General features: G+C 44.2%; 16 protein-coding genes. 7 read left to right on the top strand and 9 right to left on the bottom strand.

Features of this window, described 5'->3' with window-relative positions; all coding sequences use genetic code 11:
- Nucleotides 1-12: 12 nt before the first annotated feature.
- The gene (locus tag MKX38_RS20395; protein WP_283857079.1) at nucleotides 13-468 is read right to left on the bottom strand and encodes an RDD family protein; all 456 of its coding nucleotides are present in this window, start codon (nucleotides 466-468) and stop codon (nucleotides 13-15) included.
- A 255-nt stretch (nucleotides 469-723) separates the two neighbouring features.
- Here MKX38_RS20395 and MKX38_RS20390 point away from each other — a divergent pair, with 255 nt between their 5' ends.
- Nucleotides 724-1,149 (top strand): DUF5391 family protein, encoded by a 426-nt coding sequence (locus MKX38_RS20390; RefSeq protein ID WP_024572867.1) that lies wholly within the window; start codon nucleotides 724-726, stop codon nucleotides 1,147-1,149.
- A 100-nt stretch (nucleotides 1,150-1,249) separates the two neighbouring features.
- Complete coding sequence (locus MKX38_RS20385; protein WP_339189488.1) at nucleotides 1,250-2,482, top strand: PQQ-binding-like beta-propeller repeat protein; 1,233 nt, start codon at nucleotides 1,250-1,252, stop codon at nucleotides 2,480-2,482.
- Between the two features lie 43 nt (nucleotides 2,483-2,525).
- On the opposite strand, the gene MKX38_RS20380 is transcribed toward MKX38_RS20385, so the two are convergent.
- Both MKX38_RS20380 and MKX38_RS20375 read right to left on the bottom strand, forming a co-directional pair.
- On the bottom strand, nucleotides 2,526-2,993 hold the full coding sequence (locus tag MKX38_RS20380) for an RDD family protein (protein WP_339188195.1): 468 nt from the start codon (nucleotides 2,991-2,993) through the stop codon (nucleotides 2,526-2,528).
- A gap of 189 nt (nucleotides 2,994-3,182) precedes the next feature.
- A complete protein-coding gene (locus tag MKX38_RS20375; RefSeq protein ID WP_069837885.1) occupies nucleotides 3,183-4,520 on the bottom strand; it encodes an aldehyde dehydrogenase family protein in 1,338 nt (445 codons plus the stop codon).
- Between the two features lie 142 nt (nucleotides 4,521-4,662).
- Here MKX38_RS20375 and MKX38_RS20370 point away from each other — a divergent pair, with 142 nt between their 5' ends.
- Complete coding sequence (locus MKX38_RS20370) at nucleotides 4,663-5,805, top strand: TetR/AcrR family transcriptional regulator (RefSeq protein ID WP_167560797.1); 1,143 nt, start codon at nucleotides 4,663-4,665, stop codon at nucleotides 5,803-5,805.
- 29 nt (nucleotides 5,806-5,834) lie between these two features.
- On the opposite strand, the gene MKX38_RS20365 is transcribed toward MKX38_RS20370, so the two are convergent.
- Nucleotides 5,835-6,656, bottom strand: coding sequence for an SDR family oxidoreductase (locus tag MKX38_RS20365; protein ID WP_339188193.1), 822 nt, complete (start codon nucleotides 6,654-6,656; stop codon nucleotides 5,835-5,837).
- Nucleotides 6,657-6,772: 116 nt separating this feature from the next.
- Between MKX38_RS20365 and MKX38_RS20360 the strand changes: the two genes are divergently transcribed.
- Together MKX38_RS20360 and htpG are read left to right on the top strand one after the other, a co-directional pair.
- Nucleotides 6,773-7,024 carry a hypothetical protein gene (locus MKX38_RS20360; RefSeq protein ID WP_014481429.1) on the top strand — a complete coding sequence of 84 codons (252 nt, stop codon included), beginning with the start codon at nucleotides 6,773-6,775 and terminating at the stop codon, nucleotides 7,022-7,024.
- Nucleotides 7,025-7,191: 167 nt separating this feature from the next.
- A complete protein-coding gene (htpG, locus tag MKX38_RS20355) occupies nucleotides 7,192-9,072 on the top strand; it encodes a molecular chaperone HtpG (RefSeq protein WP_339188191.1) in 1,881 nt (626 codons plus the stop codon).
- A 41-nt stretch (nucleotides 9,073-9,113) separates the two neighbouring features.
- Here the strand turns inward: htpG and MKX38_RS20350 are convergent, their stop codons facing one another.
- The 5 genes from MKX38_RS20350 to iolR form a co-directional block, all read right to left on the bottom strand.
- The gene (locus MKX38_RS20350) at nucleotides 9,114-10,499 is read right to left on the bottom strand and encodes a sugar porter family MFS transporter (RefSeq protein ID WP_339188189.1); all 1,386 of its coding nucleotides are present in this window, start codon (nucleotides 10,497-10,499) and stop codon (nucleotides 9,114-9,116) included.
- Between the two features lie 238 nt (nucleotides 10,500-10,737).
- The gene (locus tag MKX38_RS20345; RefSeq protein WP_003227046.1) at nucleotides 10,738-11,046 is read right to left on the bottom strand and encodes a YxcD family protein; all 309 of its coding nucleotides are present in this window, start codon (nucleotides 11,044-11,046) and stop codon (nucleotides 10,738-10,740) included.
- 3 nt (nucleotides 11,047-11,049) lie between these two features.
- On the bottom strand, nucleotides 11,050-11,700 hold the full coding sequence (locus MKX38_RS20340; protein WP_024572429.1) for a hypothetical protein: 651 nt from the start codon (nucleotides 11,698-11,700) through the stop codon (nucleotides 11,050-11,052).
- Nucleotides 11,701-11,960: 260 nt separating this feature from the next.
- Nucleotides 11,961-12,893: an aldo/keto reductase gene (locus tag MKX38_RS20335; RefSeq protein ID WP_003227049.1), complete on the bottom strand. Its 933-nt coding sequence runs from the start codon at nucleotides 12,891-12,893 to the stop codon at nucleotides 11,961-11,963.
- Between the two features lie 53 nt (nucleotides 12,894-12,946).
- Nucleotides 12,947-13,702, bottom strand: coding sequence for a myo-inositol utilization transcriptional regulator IolR (gene iolR, locus MKX38_RS20330; RefSeq protein WP_003227050.1), 756 nt, complete (start codon nucleotides 13,700-13,702; stop codon nucleotides 12,947-12,949).
- A 416-nt stretch (nucleotides 13,703-14,118) separates the two neighbouring features.
- Here iolR and iolA point away from each other — a divergent pair, with 416 nt between their 5' ends.
- The gene (gene iolA, locus MKX38_RS20325; protein ID WP_003243682.1) at nucleotides 14,119-15,582 is read left to right on the top strand and encodes a methylmalonate-semialdehyde dehydrogenase; all 1,464 of its coding nucleotides are present in this window, start codon (nucleotides 14,119-14,121) and stop codon (nucleotides 15,580-15,582) included.
- A 74-nt stretch (nucleotides 15,583-15,656) separates the two neighbouring features.
- Nucleotides 15,657-16,472 carry a 5-deoxy-glucuronate isomerase gene (iolB, locus tag MKX38_RS20320; RefSeq protein WP_339188187.1) on the top strand — a complete coding sequence of 272 codons (816 nt, stop codon included), beginning with the start codon at nucleotides 15,657-15,659 and terminating at the stop codon, nucleotides 16,470-16,472.
- Nucleotides 16,473-16,493 lie beyond the last annotated feature (21 nt).

Here is a 16,493-nt window from a genome sequence, read left to right as displayed (position 1 = left end):
GACTTTTTTCTATTATTTATACACGACACGTGTTTTGCAAATGATGTCATGCAGGCCTTTTTTCTCTCCAAAGGCGATCATGATAAACCCAATATAAAAGATGATTCCAGATAAGATATAGGCAAAGTAACGGCCAATTGCCTGCCCGACAGAAACCCGTTCACCTTGTTCATTGACCACCTTCAAGCCAAGAATTTTTTTGCCGAGTGTGCCCTGCATTTTAGAAGCTGTGAGCAGCCCGTAATATAACACACTGATGACGATCATGATCAGCATAGTAGGCAAAAATGCAAGCGTCATGTATTTCACTAAATACTCTTCTTCCGTCATGTAAGGGTTTGTTGCCACAGCCCCAGCTACAAAAACAGAATTGATCAAAAATAGAATAATATAACTAGGAATAGATACAATAATGCCATCGATAAAATAAGCTAAAAAACGAATCCAAAATCCTGCTGGTTTTTCCATGTATTTTTCTCTCTCCTCTGAATTAATCTGGAATAGTATACTTTGAAAAACAAGTGCATGCAATATGATATGGTGATAAAATCCTGATATTACAGAAAAATGAGTCTTTTATCCTTTGTTTTTTACTATATAAATATACTAGAAAGAATCACATCATTTCTGTATGTTCTGGATTTTTTTAAAAAATATAATGAATATAACATTCAACTTACTTATAATAAAAAAGGTTAATATTTCTATTAAAGGAGGAGTTTGATGTCTAAAAAAAATAGCGTGGCGATCATGACAACCATTTCTGCGTTTCTTTTTTGCGCTGTGATTGTGGCGGCTTCACTTTCGCCGCTGGCCGGAACGGGAGCGGCGGCCAATCAGTTTAATTCGGTTGGCATGTGGTCAGCTGTCGGTATGATCCTTGTATTGTATTTCATTCCATTTCTCGTTTATATGCTCGGAGTCGATGCAATGAGGTATGTCATGGCGGTGCTTTGCGGCTTCGGGCTTTTGATTCATTTGTCTTCGGCCGGTTTTATCTTAATGTTTAGTTTCTTTAGTGACCATCTGCTTTCTGAGGTGATCTTTGTTTTCGGAATTAGTCTCGCTGCGGCAGCTGTCAACGTCATTTGGTTTGTGGCTGCATTTCGGCCGGGTGCTGAAAAAACGTCCGTGAATACTCTTACATAGTTTTCTAGTTTGTGATGTTTTTGTGAAATAGATTTATAAAATGGATGAATATGTTATGATGGTCACAAATTAGAAGTTACATATAATGGGGGTCTCAATGATGGTCAAGTCATTTCGTATGAAAGCTTTGATTGCGGGAGCTGCGGTGGCGGCGGCTGTTTCGGCCGGCGCTGTTTCTGATGTGCCCGCTGTCAAAGTGCTTCAGCCGACAGCTGCTTATGCGGCGGAAACGGTGTTTTCTCAAAATAATGGAGCATCTGGCTTTTTGACAGGAAGATATGATGTACAAGCGATGGCGCCTGCCATGTTTAACTGGTCACGCGAAAGCCGGTTCGCCGGAAATACAGACGGGACGCTGAAATGGCAAAACGACATCAGAACGACTCCGCAAAATGGAGCGGGGGCTGTGATTGACGGAGACGGCACAGTATATCTTCATTCCAGAGACGGGGAAATGAAAGCCTTTAATCCAGACGGCTCAGTCAAATGGGTGACGGGCAATCTTGGAAAAACATATACGCAATCTCCTGTACTTGGGACCAACGGCGTTATCTATTTGGCATCCTATGACAAAAAGATTTATTTTATTGACAAAGAAACGGGAGAAATTTTAACAACGGTTCCGTTAAGCGGCGGGCCAAGCTCTGAAACGGTGATCGGTTCAGACGGGACGTTGTATTTCTCAACACTTGATAATTATGTTCACGCGATCAAACCGACGTCAAAATCAACCTGGACAGAGCGCTGGAAGTTGAAAACAAATGGTGTCGTCAGCTCTGTGCCGGTGCTTGCCAAAAACGGCACCGTGTATGTCGGCACATATAATTACGTGTTTTATGCGATCAACTCCGGAACCGGACAGGTGAAATGGTCCAGAACGACGTCAAATGCGTTTAAAGGATATCCGGTGATTGATAAGGACGGAAACATTTATGCCGGCAACCAAGATGGACAGCTGTATGCTTATACATCAACAGGCAGTTTGAAATGGACATTCCCGCTAAACGGGTTCTCCAGCTCATCTCCTGCGATTGATCATAATGGCAATATCTACATCGGCTCAGGAAGCGGCGAGCTGTTTTCCATCAGCAAAAACGGGGATATGAACTGGTCATTCTACACAGACGGCCCTGTCAGAACGGCGCCGCTGATTGACGCGAAGGGAACGGTTTATTTCGGGTCAGATGATATGAAGGTTTATGCGGCAGACGCAAACGGCAATGAATTATGGAACTATCAAACCGACAGCAACGTCGTGTCTTCTCCTCAGCTCGCTGAGGACGGAACGCTTTATATTGGAAGTTATACGAAGCTGATGGCTTTTGGGAAATAGTAAAACAGGCTGGCGAGGTTAACTCGGCAGCCTGTTTTTTTGATCAATCAAGATATTTATTTTTATAGACAACCTTTGTCCCGCAAATATAATCATGTAATGCCAGTTTAGAGGGAAAGGCCGCCATGATAAAACCGAGATATAAGATCTTAGATAATGTGTAAGCGAAGAAACGGCCGAAGCTGTGCCAAAAAGAAATACGCTCGCTATACTGATTGACAACGATGATGCCCATGAGTTTTTTTCCCAATGCTGCTTGCATGTTTGAGGAAGTCAGCAAGCTATAGTAAAGAATAGCGAAAATAAATATGATGGCCAAAACAGGGATTGTGCCAATGATCAACATGAAAAACTCATATTGGGCTTCTGACATGTGTGTACCTGCTGCATCAATGAGTGGCAACACAATGAAGGTGTTAATGAAAATCATAATGAAAGAGAATATAGCTATAATAAATACATCAATAATCGAGGCGGCTGCCCGAATCCAAAATCCTGCTGGTTTTTCCATGTATAATATTCTTTCCTTTGAAGTTTTCTGGGATATTATACGTTAGGGGCTGCAGGGTTTCAATGAGATAGACTAGAGGAATTTGGTCTCGTAGTAAAAATGGTATTTTATCACTTTTAATCTCTTTATTTAGGTGATATAAAGATAAAAAAAGAACCTGCAAGATGATGCAGATTCTCTTCATTACGATTATTTAGAGGCCTGAATAAAGACACCCTTCTCATGAGAAAACTCTTTGAATCCGTATACCCCATGATAGGAGCCGATTCCGCTTGTGTTGACGCCGCCGAATGGCAGGTTGACGTCACTGAAATGGACGACGACATCATTGATGGCCGCATTTCCTGATGTCGTGTGCTGAAGGACGTTGTCAATCAGATCTTGGTTTTTGCTGAACACATAAAGTGCAAGCGGTTTATCGCGGTCATTTACGTAATCGATGACCTCGTCGATGTCTTCATAGTTCATCATTGGCAGAATCGGTGCGAAGATTTCCTCCTGCATGATTTTCATGTCAGGCGTGACGTTTTTCAAAACGGTTGGCGAGATCGTGCGGTCGCTGGCATCAAATACGCCGCCGAACACCACTTCCGCCCCTTTTTCGATGGCATCGTCGAACAGATCTTTGACGCGGTTGAAGTTGCGGTCATTGACGATCTGCGTAAATTTGCTGCGGTCTGGGGTATGATCATCCTCCATAAATCCAGCGTTGACGACTGTTTGTAAAATCCCCGCGAACCTGTCCTGAACGTCTTTTTTAATGAACAGGTAATCAGGTGCGATGCAGGTTTGGCCGGCGTTTACGAATTTCCCGACGGCGATCTTTTTCGCTGCGTCCATCAGATCGTATTCACTGTCAATGATCGTCGGGCTCTTGCCGCCAAGCTCAAGTGTGACAGATGCCAAGTGTTTGGCAGCCGCTGTCATGACAATTTTCCCGACATTTGTGCTTCCAGTGAAGAAAATATGGTCGAACGGCTGATCAAGTAGTTCGGTTGCCACCTCAACCTCTCCTTCAAAAATCGCGACTTCTTTTTCATCAAAAGCGTCTCTTATCACTTTAGCGGCAATGTTGCTCGTGTTCATCGTGAAATCGGACAGCTTCACAATCGCGCTGTTTCCGGCTGCGAGAGAAGCGGCAAGCGGCGCCATCGTCAGCATAAACGGATAGTTCCACGGGCCGAGGATGAGTGTGACGCCTTTAGGCTCGTACATAAGAATTCCGTTTGCGTCAGGGCTTAACGATGAACCGACTTCTTTAGGCGCCATCCATTGTTCCAGGTTATTCATATTATCTCTGATCGCTTTTTTTGTTCCTTCGATTTCCGCTTTTTTGACTTCGTGATATGGTTTGCGGACGTCTTTGCGGATCGCTTCGATGATTTCTTCTTCATGGGCGATGACGGAATCTAAAAAGCGTTGAAGCTTTTCTCTCCGCTGTTCCGCTGTTGAAGCGCGCAAGGCTTTTTGCTGTTTTTTCTGAAGCTGAAAGACACGCTGGATGTCGTCCTTTACTTGCTGTTCCATTGTAAAATCCCCCTCATTTGCTTTCTTCTTTTCTCGGACCTATTATAAGGTGGTACCTTTTCTGTAAGAAAGACAACGGTGAACCATCTATACGTTACCGTACATATATCTAAGATCTGTCTAATGATTGGAGGTGTCTTTTGTGCCGGAATCTGCCGAAGCTCAAGTGAAAGAGGCGCTGCTGGCTTTATTGAAAGAAAGAGATATTCAACACATCACAATGAAAGAAATCGCTGAGAAGGCCAAAGTGAGCCGCGGATCGCTCTACCTTTATTATGAGGATAAGTTTTCAATCATTGAGGATGTGATCGAAGACATGAAGGAAGGACTGGGCAAAGCGCTTTTTGACGCCTTCAGTCATATGGATACCCTTCATTTGAACAAAAAACGGCAAACGGTGCATCCGACGCTGTCCTTTGTTCATGAGCATCGATCCTTTTTTTCTGTGATGATGAACAGAGGGCATTTCCATCGTTTTTTTAGGGATGTGTTTCAGCAGGATGTGCTGCTGACTCCGGTCCATGTGAATTTGACGCCGATCGAACGGGAAATTTACGGACATTACCGGGCCTTGTACACGTACGCGATTATCCTGTATTGGCTGAATGAGGATGCGGCCGCGACTCCGGAAGCTATCAGCCAAAAGGTATGGGAGCTTGTTTCTCAAAAGAGATTTTATTGGCTGTTTGGACAAGCTGTGCCAGGAGAGCGAGAGAAGGACAAGCAAATCGACAGGCGTGTGGTTCGAACGAGAGAGGCGCTCCAGAAGGCATTTCTGGACGTGCTGGCGGAGAAAAAAGACTACGCAGCCATCACAATTTCGGATATTACCCGGAAAAGCAATATCCGCCGTGCAACCTTTTATGATCACTATGCCAATAAGGAGGAATTGCTCCGAACCATGATACAGCGATCATGTGCGGAGATCATTGATCACCTGACGATTGCCTCCAGCCCGAATGAATTTTCCTTAAAGGAAGCGGAGAAGGCGCTCGCCAGTCTGCTTTCTGCTTTGTCAAAGATGCCCATTGTCCATTTTCTCAATCGGGAATGGGGTGTTCCTCATGTGATACCTGATATGTTCAAAGCGCTGGAATCGTTTTATCTGCATCAGCAAACTGATATTCACGCAGAGAAAAAGCTTTATGCCCATTATGTATCCGCAATGATTATTGGGTTGCTTTTGTATCGGCTGGATGAAGGAAAGGCGCATCCGCCTGAAGTGCTGGCGAGGGAATTTTTGCAGTTTTTGGATGTAAAAAAGTATAAGGTTGTATTGCTTTGAAAGACAAAAAGAGAGGGACATCCCCTCTCTTATTTCGTTTCTTCCTTCCATTTCTCATCAATCAGCATCTTCCCTGGCCATGTGTATGCCATGATGCCGCCGTCTGCGGTGATGTCCTCTCCTGTGACGTATGAGCTGTCGTCTGACGCGAGGAACAGGGCCACTGTCGCCATTTCCTTCGGCTGGCCGAGACGGCCGAGCGGCGTGACCCATTTGTTGGCTTCGCGGAATTTTTCACCCATTTCTTGTTCTTTGGTGCCTGCTAATTTGTCAATCAGCGGGGTTTCGATCGTACCCGGTGAAATGGAATTGACGCGGATGCCGTTTCGTGCGTAGTCGATTGCCATTGCCTTTGTCAGGTTGGTGATGCCGCCTTTTGCTGCGTTGTAGCCGGAGCGGTCAAGGTCCGCGGCCCGGCCTGACATGGAGGAGGTATTGATGATGGAGCCTCCTTTTTCGAGCATGAGCGGAATCAGATATTTGCTGCAAAGGAACGTGCCGCGCAGGTCTACGGCGATAATGCGGTCAAACAGGTCAACCGGATATTCGTGCACCTTTCCGCCTTCCTGATCAACGCCGGCATTATTAAACAGAATATCAATCGTTCCGCATGCATCCTTGATTTGATCAGCAAATGCTTTCACACTGTTTTCATCTGACACAACGAGGTGAAAGGATTCTGCCTGTCCTCCGTTTTTTCTGATTGCGTCAACTGTTTCCTCCATTTGATCTTTATTGATATCTCCGATGATCACACGCGCGCCTTCATTGGCAAAAACCTCTGCCGTCGCTTGCCCAATGCCTGTCGCGGCGCCTGTGATCACTGCTGTTTTGTTTTCAAGTCTTCCCATGATACGAGACCTCCTTTTTCTATTTGTCTTCCCGCTATGTGCAGTGATAAACATGCGAGAAAAGAAAGGCCAGCATATGTTAAGATGAATTAGAAATTGTTGGGAGGTTTGTATGTTTGAAGGTACAGCATAAGAAGGAGCTCAAGTTTTATTGCTTCATTACCATTCCATCTGCATTTGTTGTGCTGACTGTCATCTCTTTTTTATTGCAAGAGATTACGTTTCCGGTGACTGCAAGCGCATTTCTGAATGCTTCATGGCATAATCTATTGTTTTTGATACCGTTCGGTTTGTTTTTCTACCCGGTGCATATATGGATGAAGCGGGAGTTTGGCCGCTGGAATGACACAGAAAAAAAGAGAGGATGATGAAGCCTCTCTTTTTTATGAGAATGAGTGAGAAAAAGAGTGAAAATAAATCCAACTAATGTTAAATTTACATATATATGCATCTATCAATCTAATTGACAATTGTCATCTTATGTGATAAATAGATGCTGAAAAGGGTTTACATAATGGTAAAGGAGCGATCAAGAGTGGCGAAAAAAGAGTTTAAAGCAGAGTCTAAACGCTTGCTGGATATGATGATTAACTCCATTTATACCCAAAAAGAAATTTTCCTGCGCGAGTTAATCTCCAATTCGAGTGATGCGATTGACAAAATCTATTACAAAGCGCTTACGGACGATGCGCTTACGTTTGATAAAGACAGTTACTACATAAAGGTCGCAGCTGACAAAGATGCGAGAACATTAACCATCTCTGATACGGGGAGCGGAATGACAAAGGATGAGCTTGAACAGCATCTTGGAACAATTGCAAAAAGCGGTTCCCTCGCGTTTAAAAAGGAAAACGAGCTGAAAGACGGACATGACATTATCGGGCAGTTCGGTGTCGGTTTTTACGCGGCATTTATGGTTGCCGATGTCGTGACAGTCATCAGTAAAGCGCTTGGCAGCGAAGAAGCTTATAAATGGGAGTCTGCGGGTGCAGACGGCTATACAATTGAACCGTGTGAAAAGGATTCTGTCGGTACAGACATTATCCTGAAAATCAAAGAGAACACAGAAGATGACAGCTATGACGAGTTTTTAGAGGAATATCGTTTAAAAGCGATCATCAAGAAGTACTCCGACTTCATTCGCTACCCGATCAAAATGGATACAACCATTAATAAGCCGAAGGAAGGAAGCGAAAATGAATTTGAAGAGGTGCAGGAAGAGCAGACGGTCAACAGCATGGTGCCGATCTGGAGAAAAAACAAAAGCGAGCTGACAGATGAGGATTATGAAAAATTCTATGCTGAAAAGCATTACGGGTTTGATAAACCGCTCACACACGTTCATATCAGTGTGGATGGAGCCGTTCGCTACAACGCGATTCTATTCGTCCCTGAAAACATGCCGTTCGACTACTATTCCAAGGAATATGAGAAAGGCTTGGAGCTGTATTCCAATGGCGTGCTGATCATGAATAAGTGCGCAGACCTGCTACCGGACCACTTCAGCTTTGTGAAGGGTATGGTCGATTCTGAAGATCTGTCGCTGAATATTTCCAGAGAAATGCTGCAGCATGACCGCCAGCTGAAGCTGATCGCGAAAAACATCAGCAAGAAAATCAAAAGCGAGCTGCAAAGCCTGTTGAAAAAAGACCGAGAGAAATACGAGACGTTCTATAAGTCGTTCGGCAGACAGCTGAAATTCGGCGTGTACAATGATTTTGGCGCGAATAAGGATCAATTGAAGGATCTCCTATTATTCTACTCTTCAAAAGAGAAAAAACTGGTCAGCTTAGACGAGTATGTTTCCAGAATGCCAGAGGAGCAGAAATACATTTATTATGCGACCGGTGATTCTTACGACCGCATTGAGAAACTGCCGCAAACGGAAATGGTGGCGGACAAAGGCTATGAAATCCTCTACTTTACTGAGGACATCGATGAGTTTGCAATTAAAATGCTGGCTTCTTATCAGGAAAAAGAATTCAAGTCCGTATCAAGCGGAGACCTTGGCATAGACACGGATGAGGATCAAAAGCAGTCCGAGGAAGAGGAAAACAAGTATAAGGATCTGTTTGAGGAAATGAAAAACATTCTGTCAGACAAAGTGAAAAACGTCAGAATCTCAAAACGGCTTAAATCACATCCAGTCTGCCTTGCTGCTGACGGCGAAGTGACAATTGAGATGGAAAAAATCTTAAACGCGATGCCTGACAGCCAAAATGTGAAGGCGGAAAAAGTGCTGGAAATCAACCCGAATCACGAGGTATTCCAAACGCTGCAGGACGCGTTTGAACAAGATAAAGAGAAGCTGAGCCTGTACACAAACCTTCTGTACAATCAGGCGCTTCTCATCGAAGGCCTGCCGATTCAGGACCCTGTGGAATTTACGAACAATATTTGCAAGGTCATGGTGTAAACAGAAAAAGGAATCGTCCCATAAGGAGACGATTCCTTTTTTTATAATGTACGCTCATTCAGCATTTGGTTTTGGGTGCTTTTCTTCTTTTTAAACCGGTTTTTCAGGCTTGCTTCAATTTCCTCCAAGCTTCGCCCTTTGGTTTCCGGCACCATGTAGAAAGCGAAGAAAAATGAGAGAAGACAAATGACTGAGAAAACCATAAAGACCCATGCGATGCCCATTGCGCTTAGCATCAGCGGGAAGACAAGCGAAACGATCAGGTTAGCCGCCGATAACACCAAAGTCGTGAACCCTGTCGCGGCTCCGCGTGCTTTGGATGGGAAGAGCTCAGGCATGAGCACCCACACTACCGGACCCCATGTCGCCTGGTAAAAGACGATATAGACACCTAGAAAGACTACTGTCATCCACCCTGTTGATGCGGAAAGTCCGAGCGTTAGGAGCACGCCTGATAAAGCAGCAAGGCTCAGTGTGATGCCGATACTTCCCCAGATCAGAAGTTTTTTGCGGCCGACACGGTCAATTAAGATCATGGCAGTGATACACATGATGACGTTGAGGATGCCGATTCCCATTGTGCCGAGCGCCGAAGCTGATGTGCCAAGACCGGCCTTCGTAAAAATGGTTGGCGCGTAGTAGATGACCGTGTTAATGCCGACCGCCTGCTGGAAAATGGCAAGGCCGACGCCAATCAGAAGCATGGGGCGAATCCATTTGGCTTTCAGCACGCCAAGTGTCGTTTCTTTTTTCTCCGCTTCTCCTTGCTTCATCTCTGCCAATTCCATTTCGATGTCTTTGGGGTCATGAGTGATGTTCATGATGCGTCTCGCTTCTTCTTCACGGCCGCGCTTCACGAGCCATCTTGGCGATTCCGGCATGAACGCGATGCCGATTAATAGAAGCACGGCAGGCACTGCGGCCAGACCGACCATCCAGCGCCACGCTTCAAACGGTGTGAACAGGTAGTTAACGATATAGGCGAGCAAAATCCCGGTGACAATCATTAAGTTGTTCATTGTGCCGAGTGTCCCGCGAATTTTTGTCGGTGCCATTTCTGAAAGATATACGGGCACAAGCGCCGTTGAACCGCCGACGGCCAATCCGAGAATCACCCTAGATGCAATCAGCATGCCGATTGTTTGAGAAAATGCGCAAGCGAGCGCTCCGATAATGAAAATGATGGAAAGGACAAATACAACCTTTCTCCTGCCCCAGCGGTCTGAGCATGTGCCGCTCAAGGCCGAACCGAAAATCGCGCCAAGGAGCAGCATGCTGACAACCAATCCTTCTGTCAATGTCGTTAAAGGAATATCGTTATTGATAAACAGGAGTGCCCCGGAGATAACGCCTGTATCGTAACCGTAAAGCAGTCCCCCTAAAGCGCCGAAAAAGTAGATCATATATTTCCTTGTGTCTTTCTTCACAAATGTCTCCTCCTCAGTTGTTGAGCCAATGAGTAACTAAAAATATGTAACAAAGTTAATAGATTAGTACCCATTTCCTATCTCATTTGAAACATTTGTTTTGAAAAAACGGAAACATTAAAGCCAAAAGAGATGATCACAGATCCGCTGAGTTTAGGAAAAACGAAATAACTTTATGCTCAGAGAAACCATTAAAAAAACCTTACCCGCGCGGAGTAAGGTTTTGATTAAGACATTTTTATTCTTCTGCTTCGTTGACGAAAACCAAGGCGGAGAAGCCTTTTTTCTTATCAAATTGCAATTCAACGACGGTAACGTCCGGATTGAAGTTGTGGTATTCCTCTAAGAACTGAATAATGCCTTCTGAAATGTCATCTGACATAAGCTGCTTGTGGTGCAGGCCAAATGTGGCTTCAGCGAAGAACCCTGTACGCTTGTTGTACGATAGTTCTTTTACTTCAACGTCTTCAGGGTAGATATCTTCTTCATTGGAAATATACACGCAAATTCCGTCTACAATTTCTTGCTCATTTAATATTAATCTCATTGCCTAAAATCTCCTTCTGTACGTCTTCGGTGCTTTAAATGCGCGAATCAACGCGATGACAATGATTAAAATAATGATCAAAGCAATGATATCAACGATCCAGGCAATGGGTGAAGCGCCATACGAAACATAGCCTGGGCCTCCGACTGGATGATAGGTGTAACCCCATGGGTGCATCATGCTGATCATGAACATACCCATTGTAAATCCGCTATAATATCCAAACCATCCTGATGGCGCGAAACCTGCGTGATAGTAATGATTGACTGAAACATAACGTCCGCCAACATAAGCTTTAGACGTTTTTCCGCTGTATGTCTTTCCGGTTACTTTTGATGTAGCGCCGGAAAAGGTCCCTGACGATTTTTTAGAGCTTGATGAGCTTGCCTTTTCCGAAGGCTTCTTTTTAAGCGAAATCGATGATGATGAATCGTCAGACGTCTTGGATTTCTTGCTAGAAGAGCTTGATCCTGAGCTGTAGCTTGATTTCGGGCTTGATTTATAGCTTCCGCTGTATGACGAGCTTGAACTTCGGCTGCTGTAACTAGATGATGAGCGGCCGCTAAAGCTCTTTGCATGAGAAATCGTTGATGGCAGCAGTACACCTAAAGCAACAATTACTGCGACTAAGGCTTTTACATATTTAAGTTTCATTCTGTTTCCTCCATAGACCGCCGAAACGGCCCGCTATTCTGAGTTGCGAATCAAAGAAGTTGGATCAGCTTTTTTGATTGATATGAGTCTATATTTCTAGGTGAGATTAACATTGCATGCTTTTGCTTTTTCATCACTTTCTTTCTGAGATTCAACTACCTTTATTTTATCGGATGTATGGCTCTTTTTGTAAGATTTTGCTTCTAGGAATTTATCGCACAAAAAAACAGCCTTCTCCAATGGAGAAGGCTGCTTTCTTCTTATGCGAACAGCTTATCAATAAATGAAATATCCTCTTGAGAAAGCGTCACGTCGGCTGTTTTGATGTTATCAATCAGCTGATCGGCACGTTTTGCTCCCGGGATTAAAATATCAATTTCCGGTCTTGCTAAATACCAGGCCAATACGATGTGAGGGATATCCACGTTGTGTTTTTCGGCAATCGGCGCAAGCTTGTTGACCTTTCTGATATTTTCTTTGAAACGCTCGCCCTTGAAGTGTTCCTGTTCGTTTCGCAGGTCGCCTTCTGGGAACGTTGTATCTTCTGTATACTTTCCTGCCAATAAACCTGATACGAGCGGGAAGTAAGGGATAAATGAAATATTATGCTCCTTCGTATACGGGAAGAATGTTTTTTCCGCTTCACGGTTTAACAGGTTGTATTCGCCTTGCAATACATCTACCAAACCGTCTTTGTTTGCTTCTTTCAATTGCTCTAAAGAGAAGTTGGATACACCGATGGAGCGGATTTTTCCGGCTTTCTTCATCTCATTCAGCGCGTTAACGGCTTCATCCTTAGGCGTATGTTCGTCAGGGAAGTGAATGTAGAACAAATCGATATAATCGGTATTCAAGCGCTTCAGGCTTTCATCAACTGATTTTTTAAGAAATTCTGGTGAATTATCAAAGACAAAGTCATTGCCTTGTTTTCTGTGAGCGGCTTTTGTCGCGATGACAACATCTTCACGGTTGAATTCACGCAGCACTTCACCAATTAATTCTTCGGAACGGCCGATCCCGTAAATATAAGCGGTGTCTAACATTGTAACGCCATTACGGATCGCCTCGCGCACCAATTCTTTTCCGGTTTCTTCATTTAGGTTCGGATAGAGGTTATGTCCTCCGACAGCATTTGTTCCTAATCCGATAGGGAATACCTGCAAGTCTGATTTTCCGAGCTTCGCTTTTTTCATGATCTGCCTCCTAGAATAAAATGGATGATAGACTCTCAACACTATTGTAAACGTTAGGCCAGATGAATGCCGATTTGATGCTCATTGCAGTACTGCGTGTACTCGTCGTCTAATGGCTGAGAGGTCACAATGCAATGCAGCCTGTCAAACGGTGCATACGTCAGAAGCGTTGATTTTCCGAATTTAGAATGGTCAGCCAATAGATACACTTCTTTTGCTTTTTCTGAAATCCTCTTTTTAATTTCATACTCCAGCAGATCCGAATTGGTCAATCCGTGAGTCAGCGTCGTTCCGGTAGCGGACATAAAGGCTTTGTTGATATTGTACTTATCAAGCATAGCCGGGTCGTCCATGCCGACAAAGGAGCGGGTTTTTCTCTTATAGTTGTTTCCGATAATGATTAAGTTGATATTCTTCAAAGCTGACGCCGCATTGATAATGTCTAAACTGTTGGTTAAGATGGTGACATTTTTGGCTGGATCAAGCGTATCAAGAATAGACTTTGTCGTCGTTCCTGAATCAATGAAGACTAAATCGTGATCTTCAATAAATCGGGAAGCATAATGGGCGATTTTAGTTTTTTCATCCTGGTGCTGAATGGTGCGATTTTCAAAAGGAACTAATGCGGTTTTTTCAATAGATGTTACGCCGCCGTATACTTTTTCAATCGCACCCTTTTCTGTAAGCTTGTTGATATCACGTCTGACTGTGTTTTTGGAGACATTGAACACCTGGCACAGCTCATCTAAGGAAACAGTGCCATGCGATAAAATGTACTCCTCCATTTCCTGAATCCGCATCAGTTTCATATTAAAAACTCCTTCTTGAATCTTTACGTAACATAAATATATAATAAAAACCAAAAGTTAATCAATAGTTGCTTAAAAAATGATAACATCGGTGTATATCTTTTGCAAGATTCTACGGCCTTCTCTTACCTCTCTTACTTGATTAAAAGATTAATATAATAAAAATAATGAAAAAATGTAGTGTTTATGATTGACTTATGGGTATTATGCGATTAAAATATAACCAAGAAATGACCAAAAAGTAACCTGTTGTGCATGAAATGGTTGCTTGTATGTAAATATGCATCCGTCATTTATTTTTTTGGTTTTTTTGAAAGCGTTTAATTCTTGGCTTGCTGAAAAGTGGATATTGATATGAATCTATCCGGAACCATCCATACAAGTGTATGTGTTTACTAATGAAGGAGGCAATAAGAATGGCAGAAATCAGAAAATTAAAAAACTACATCAACGGTGAATGGGTTGAAAGCAAAACAGATCAATATGAAGATGTCGTCAATCCGGCGACGAAAGAAGTGCTATGCCAAGTGCCGATTTCTACAAAAGAGGACATTGATTACGCAGCGCAAACAGCGGCTGAAGCATTTAAAACATGGTCAAAGGTGGCGGTTCCTCGCCGCGCCAGAATTCTATTTAACTTCCAGCAGCTGCTGTCCCAGCATAAAGAAGAACTGGCTCATCTGATTACCATTGAAAACGGAAAAAACACAAAAGAAGCTTTAGGTGAAGTGGGACGCGGGATTGAAAACGTAGAGTTCGCCGCTGGAGCACCTTCCCTGATGATGGGAGACTCGCTTGCCTCCATCGCAACGGACGTTGAAGCGGCGAACTACCGTTACCCAATCGGAGTTGTCGGCGGAATCGCACCATTCAACTTCCCGATGATGGTTCCTTGCTGGATGTTCCCGATGGCGATCGCGCTCGGCAACACATTTATTTTAAAACCATCTGAGCGGACTCCGCTGTTAACAGAGAAATTGGTTGAGCTTTTTGAAAAAGCGGGCCTTCCGAAAGGGGTATTCAACGTCGTATACGGTGCGCATGACGTTGTGAACGGCATCCTTGAGCATCCCGAAATTAAAGCAATTTCATTTGTAGGCTCCAAGCCAGTAGGCGAATACGTCTACAAAAAAGGAAGCGAAAACTTAAAACGCGTTCAATCTCTGACTGGTGCGAAAAACCATACGATTGTCTTGAACGATGCGAATCTTGAAGACACGGTCACAAACATCGTCGGAGCTGCCTTCGGTTCTGCCGGTGAACGCTGCATGGCTTGTGCGGTTGTGACAGTTGAAGAAGGAATCGCCGATGAATTTATGGCGAAGCTGCAGGAAAAAGTGGCGGACATTAAAATCGGTAACGGCCTTGATGACGGCGTGTTCTTAGGACCGGTGATTCGCGAAGACAACAAGAAGCGCACGCTCAGCTATATCGAAAAAGGTCTTGAAGAAGGTGCCAGACTCGTATGTGACGGACGTGAAAATGTGTCTGACGACGGCTACTTTGTCGGCCCGACGATCTTTGACAATGTCACAACAGAAATGACGATCTGGAAAGATGAAATTTTCGCTCCGGTCTTATCTGTCATCCGTGTGAAAAACCTGAAAGAAGCGATTGAAATCGCCAATAAGTCTGAGTTTGCGAACGGCGCCTGCTTGTTCACATCCAACTCAAACGCAATCCGCTACTTCCGTGAAAACATTGATGCGGGAATGCTAGGCATCAACCTTGGTGTGCCGGCTCCAATGGCGTTCTTCCCATTCTCAGGCTGGAAATCTTCATTCTTTGGAACGCTGCATGCGAACGGAAAAGACAGCGTCGACTTCTATACACGTAAAAAAGTGGTGACGGCAAGATATCCGGCACCTGATTTCAACTAAACGACGAACAGCCGAACGGCGTCCATGTGCGCTGTTCGGACTCATTCTGCCAATAGAAAGAGGAGGGCTTCTCTATGAGTTATTTGTTGCGTAAGCCGCAGTCGCATGAAGTGTCTAATGGGGTCAAACTGGTGCACGAAGTAACGAAATCCAACTCTGATCTCAATTATGTAGAGTTTAAGGTGTTAGATCTAGCTTCCGGTTCCAGCTATGCCGAAGAATTGAATAAACAAGAAATCTGTATTGTGGCGGTAACGGGAAAAATTACAGTGACGGACCATGAGTCGACTTTTGAGAATATCGGTACGCGTGAAAGCGTATTTGAACGAAAACCGACAGACAGCGTCTATATGTCAAATGACCGTGCATTTGAGATTACAGCGGTCAGCGACGCAAGAGTGGCGCTTTGCTATTCTCCATCGGAAAAACAGCTTCCGACAAAGCTGATCAAAGCGGAAGACAACGGAATTGAGCATCGCGGGCAATTTTCAAACAAACGTACTGTTCATAACATTCTTCCGGATTCAGACCCTTCAGCTAACAGTCTATTAGTAGTTGAAGTCTATACAGACAGCGGCAACTGGTCCAGCTACCCGCCTCACAAACATGACCAAGACAACTTGCCGGAAGAATCTTTCTTAGAAGAAACGTACTACCATGAGTTAGACCCGGGACAGGGCTTTGTGTTTCAGCGCGTATACACAGATGACCGTTCTATTGACGAGACAATGACTGTGGAAAATGAAAACGTTGTCATCGTTCCTGCGGGATACCACCCGGTAGGCGTTCCGGACGGATACACATCCTACTATTTAAATGTCATGGCAGGGCCGACGCGAAAATGGAAGTTTCATAACGACCCGGCGCATGAGTGGATTTTAGAACGCTAACAAGTGAGGAGTGGCTGTTTA

The organism is Bacillus sp. FSL M8-0025 (genome assembly GCF_037975475.1).
Lineage (GTDB): Bacteria > Bacillota > Bacilli > Bacillales > Bacillaceae > Bacillus > Bacillus subtilis.
Note: the sequence above shows the minus strand (reverse complement) of the source record. Positions and strands in the feature narration are given on the sequence as shown.

Coding starts and splice junctions, on each gene's coding strand:
- MKX38_RS20385 (WP_339189488.1), top strand. CDS start 1,250: ATGGTCAAGTCATTTCGTATGAAAGCTTTGATTGCGGGAGCTGCGGTG.
- MKX38_RS20375 (WP_069837885.1), bottom strand. CDS start 4,520: ATGGAACAGCAAGTAAAGGACGACATCCAGCGTGTCTTTCAGCTTCAG.
- iolA (WP_003243682.1), top strand. CDS start 14,119: ATGGCAGAAATCAGAAAATTAAAAAACTACATCAACGGTGAATGGGTT.
- MKX38_RS20340 (WP_024572429.1), bottom strand. CDS start 11,700: ATGAAACTTAAATATGTAAAAGCCTTAGTCGCAGTAATTGTTGCTTTA.
- MKX38_RS20345 (WP_003227046.1), bottom strand. CDS start 11,046: ATGAGATTAATATTAAATGAGCAAGAAATTGTAGACGGAATTTGCGTG.
- MKX38_RS20365 (WP_339188193.1), bottom strand. CDS start 6,656: ATGGGAAGACTTGAAAACAAAACAGCAGTGATCACAGGCGCCGCGACA.
- iolR (WP_003227050.1), bottom strand. CDS start 13,702: ATGAAACTGATGCGGATTCAGGAAATGGAGGAGTACATTTTATCGCAT.
- iolB (WP_339188187.1), top strand. CDS start 15,657: ATGAGTTATTTGTTGCGTAAGCCGCAGTCGCATGAAGTGTCTAATGGG.
- MKX38_RS20380 (WP_339188195.1), bottom strand. CDS start 2,993: ATGGAAAAACCAGCAGGATTTTGGATTCGGGCAGCCGCCTCGATTATT.
- MKX38_RS20335 (WP_003227049.1), bottom strand. CDS start 12,893: ATGAAAAAAGCGAAGCTCGGAAAATCAGACTTGCAGGTATTCCCTATC.
- MKX38_RS20390 (WP_024572867.1), top strand. CDS start 724: ATGTCTAAAAAAAATAGCGTGGCGATCATGACAACCATTTCTGCGTTT.
- MKX38_RS20395 (WP_283857079.1), bottom strand. CDS start 468: ATGGAAAAACCAGCAGGATTTTGGATTCGTTTTTTAGCTTATTTTATC.